The following is a 4,396-nucleotide window of genomic DNA, read 5'->3' on the forward strand; positions in this document are numbered from 1 at the left end:
GGTCGCCAAGAATCTGGGTATTGTTGAAAGTTATGACGAAAATAACGGAATAATCGTTTTGTTGATATTTCAGAGTGCCATCTGGAGCGCAAGCGCTAGAGCGGCCCAGCGTCCTTTTAGCGTCCATCTCGCTTCTAGATGACGACAATATACAAACTGCATTTGACGGAAGGCGCCCGGGTGAATGATGCTCGATTGCATAAGGCGCGAAGTTGCCATAAGAACTCGTAGTTGGGAACAACAGATGCAAAGCGTTGAGGCTTTCCGGGATCTCCAGGGCGAAGCAACCGAGTGGCGCCGCTACCTGCACCAGAACCCTGAGCTCGGTTATCACCTCCACAACACAGCGATGTTCGTGAGCGAGAAACTAGCTTCGTTCGGTATCAACCATATCGAAACGGGGATAGCTGAAACCGGTATGGTTGCACTGATTCAGGGCGAAGGCGGAGACGGGCCGACGATTGGGCTGAGGGCCGACATGGACGCCCTGCCGATTCTGGAAGATTCAAACAAACCCTGGTCGTCGACCATACCGGGGAAAATGCATGCCTGCGGCCATGACGGTCACACAGCCATGCTGTTGGGCGCCGCCAAGTACCTTGCGAGTACACGCAAGTTCAAAGGCTCAGTTGCCCTGATCTTCCAGCCTGCAGAAGAAGATGGACGCGGTGCTCAGAAGATGGTCCTGGAAGGGATCATGGAGCGATTCGGCATTTCACAAGTTTTTGGCGTGCACAATTCGCCTGGGATGGAGATCGGGACGTTTGCCATTTGCGAAGGGCCTATGTCGGCGGCGTTGGATGAGTTCGACATCATAGTAAAAGGCAGGGGTGGTCATGCTGCCTATCCGCATCGAACTATCGATCCTATTGTTATTGCGGCCCAAATTATTGTCGGGCTGCAAGCGGTAGTGTCGCGCAACACTGACCCGACCGAGTCCCTCGTAATCACCGTTACCAAGTTAAACGCCGGTACTGCATACAACATTATTCCAGAGCATTCTGCATTGGCCGGCACGGTCAGGACGCTACTGCCCTCCCTTCGGGATTTGGCAGAGCGCCAGATTGAGGCGTGTGCGCAAGGCATAGCCCGGAGTTTTGGCGCGGAAGTTGAGTTCAAGTATCGGCGGCTTGAACCCATCATGTTGAACCACACTGAGGGGACGAGTCTGGCAGTCAAGGCTGCTCGCAGTCTTGTGGGGTTTGCTGCCGTTGACGATAAGATCAAGCCGAGCATGGGGTCGGAGGACTTCGCTTATATGCTTGAGGCACGTCCGGGCGCGTACATTTACCTGGGAAACGGCGCGACCGCTCCCGTGCACCACCCGGCGTACGATTTCAACGACGAAGCACTGCCATACGGCATCGCCTATTGGGTGAACCTGGTCGAGACGGCTCTGGCTGTTTGAGACTACGGCGCACGGCTGATCGCAAGAAAAAGGCGTCCCGTCCGGTGGCGGGAACAATGAGGGAGAACCACAATGAATCTTTCGACAAACCGCAGACGTTTCATTCAGGGCACATCGGCGATCGCGGCCGGCGCTATGTCTTTCAAATTCGGCCGCGCCGCCGCCGCGTCGCCGGGCGAAGTAACAGTAGCGCTCAATGGCGGAGATTACGCAAAGGCGTGTATCGAAGCCTTTGTAAAGCCATTCGAAGCCGAGACGGGAATCAAGGTGAACCCGATCACCGATCAAATCCAAACGTCCAAGCTTGAGCTAATGGTGACTACAAATACCGTTTCTGTTGATGTGGTTCCCGTGTTCCCAAATTTCGACATTCTAGCTGCTGAGAAGGGCTACCTAGAGAAAATTGACTATTCGATCTATAAGAAGGACGAGCTGGACGCAATTCTAGACTTCACCAGAACACCCCACAGCGTCGGGGCGATCGTATATGCATACTGCATGGTTTACAATACTGAGAAGTTTCCGGCGGGCAAACCGCGCCCTTCTTCGTGGTCTGAATTCTGGGATACCACCAAATTTCCTGGAGTTCGGACGCTGCCATCCGGCCAGAACGGAGAGGTCCCTTTGGAGGAAGCTCTGCTCGCTGACGGTGTGCCTGCAGAAACTATCTACCCTATAGATATTGACCGTGCTTTTGCTAGCCTTGACAAGATTAAGCCGCATATTCGTAAATGGTGGGCGACGGGGTCCGAGGTTCAGCAGATGATGCACGATAAGGTTGTGGACTTGGCGGAATCTTACGATGGCCGCGCGATAACACTGATTGAGGAGGGAGCTCCGCTCGAAGTTAATCGAAACCAGCAAAAGATCACTTGGGAGGGTTGGGGAATTCCAAAGGGCAGCGCTAATGTGCAGAATGCACAGAGGTTTATCGAGTTCATCACACGCGCCGAGAGGCAGGCAGCATTCGCCAAACTTATGCCTTTTGGTCCGGCAAATCGAAATGCCTATAAGCTGTTGCCGGAAGATGCTGGAAGGAAATTTGCCGGCCATCCTGACTACGTGAAGTCTAGCATTGTATTGGACCCCAAGTGGTATGCTGAGGCTGGATCAGACGGCTTGACAAACTTGGACCGGGTTATTCAGCGTTGGAATGGGTGGGTCCTCCAGTAGTCAACTAATGGGCGGCGGCATCCAATCGGTCGACTTACACAACCGAGTTCTAGGCGGAGCCGTTATGCCGCCGCCTCCCCTTTTGGAAGCTGTACGTATTGCGGCCGCTTCCCAGGCGTACTGGAGAATCCACATCGTGACGTCACATCTTAAGAGCACCCGCCTGCCAATTGCGGAGAATGAAGCGTGGACGCACCGGGTTCCTGCACAGATTGAATTCTGCAGCGTTACCAAGATGTACGGGTCGGTCGCGGCGGTCAAGGACTTGTCACTTGCAGTTCGTCGCGATGAGTTCTTGACCATTCTCGGGCCAAGCGGGTCGGGCAAGACCACAGCTTTGATGCTGCTGGCTGGATTCGTGGCGCCCACGAAAGGCGACATCCTGATCGCCGGGAACTCCGTCGCCTCAGTCCCCTCCTATCGGCGTGACCAAGGCATAGTTTTTCAAAGCTATGCGTTGTTTCCGCATCTGAGCGTGCGCCGGAACTTGGAATTTCCGCTCGAAATGCGGGGCATGAAGGCCGCCGAGAGGGCAGTGCGGGTAGACTGCATGCTTGAGCGCGTACGCCTGAAGGAGTTTGGCGGCCGCATGCCGTCGCAACTGAGCGGCGGTCAGCAGCAGCGCGTTGCGCTTGCCCGCGCGTTGATTGCCGATCCGCCCGTCCTCCTGCTCGACGAACCGCTCGGCGCCCTGGATCGGAACCTTCGCGAACAGATGCAGGGCGAGATCAAGCGCCTGCACAAAGAATTCGGCAAGACCACCATATGTGTGACCCACGATCAGGAGGAGGCGCTTACGCTGTCGGACCGAATTGTCGTCATGCGGGACGGGCAAATCGAGCAAATCGACACGCCGGAAGCCCTCTACGACAGGCCTGCGTCGCGCTTCGTGGCCAAATTTCTGGGCGAGGCTAACATGCTCGAAGATGCCGGTTTCATGATCGAGTCCGACACGGTGCCGCGGAACGGCACTGTCGCGATGATCCGGCCAGAGCGTATCTGCATTGCCGCCCCCACGGCGCCGAAGCGCACCGACGCGGAGCAAAGACAGTCTGTAACCGGCACCGTGGAAGACATGATTTTTGCCGGGCCGTTGCGGAAATACCATGTGCGGGTCGGGAGCACCGTACTCATCGGGCGCGAGCATGTCGCCGCAGGACAGCAGACCTTCCGACCTGGCGACGAAGTGCGCCTCGAGTGGCTGCGGTCAGACGTTCGCTTTGTCACTGCGTGATGTGCTGAGGGACCACCGATGAAGACGTTGCGAAAACTCGGTCGAATGCCCATCGTGCTAACTGTGCCTACCCTTGCCGTCCTGCTTGTTGTCTTCGGTATACCCACCATCCAGCTTTTCCTGACTAGCCTCAATGCGCCAGCCCTTTCGCTAGCCAACTATCAAGCTTTTTTCAGCCAGCCGGCGAATATCCGTGTGCTCTTTCAGACCGTCGAGATCAGTGTGGTGGCGACTGCAATCTGTCTCCTCGTCGGCTATCCCACGGCCTATATGATCGTGGTCGCCTCGAGGTATGTGCGGATGTCGCTCATCGTGCTCGTTATCGTCCCCTATCTGACCAGTGGTTTGGTACGGACATATGCATGGATCGTAATTCTTGGCGATCGCGGCCTCATCAACAATCTGTTGCTCGACATCGGGCTTATATCAAGTCCGCTGCCACTCATCTATAACCGCGCCGCCGTCTATGTCGGCATGGTGCACATCATGCTGCCTATGATGATCCTGCCTCTGGTCAGCGTCATGATGGGTATCGACAAGTCACTGATGGCGGCAGCCCGGAGTATGGGCGCACGGCCTTT

The 4,396-nt window shown here is 55.9% G+C and carries 4 protein-coding genes; all 4 read left to right on the forward strand.

All coding sequences use genetic code 11. The annotated features are described in order from the left end of the window. Window positions 1–244 precede the first annotated feature (244 nt). On the forward strand, window positions 245–1,408 hold the full coding sequence (locus tag EOB49_RS31070; protein ID WP_127383224.1) for a M20 aminoacylase family protein: 1,164 nt from the start codon (window positions 245–247) through the stop codon (window positions 1,406–1,408). Window positions 1,409–1,480: 72 nt separating this feature from the next. Next, the gene (locus tag EOB49_RS31075) at window positions 1,481–2,581 is read left to right on the forward strand and encodes an ABC transporter substrate-binding protein (protein WP_127383225.1); all 1,101 of its coding nucleotides are present in this window, start codon (window positions 1,481–1,483) and stop codon (window positions 2,579–2,581) included. A 136-nt stretch (window positions 2,582–2,717) separates the two neighbouring features. Then, entirely contained in the window at window positions 2,718–3,815 is a 1,098-nt protein-coding gene (locus EOB49_RS31080) for an ABC transporter ATP-binding protein (RefSeq protein ID WP_127383226.1), read from the forward strand. A gap of 18 nt (window positions 3,816–3,833) precedes the next feature. Then, the coding region (locus EOB49_RS38135) for an ABC transporter permease (RefSeq protein WP_245472906.1) at window positions 3,834–4,396 on the forward strand (563 nt) is incomplete at its 3' end.

It is taken from the genome of Mesorhizobium sp. M7A.F.Ca.MR.148.00.0.0, from assembly GCF_003997735.1.
Taxonomy (GTDB): domain Bacteria; phylum Pseudomonadota; class Alphaproteobacteria; order Rhizobiales; family Rhizobiaceae; genus Mesorhizobium.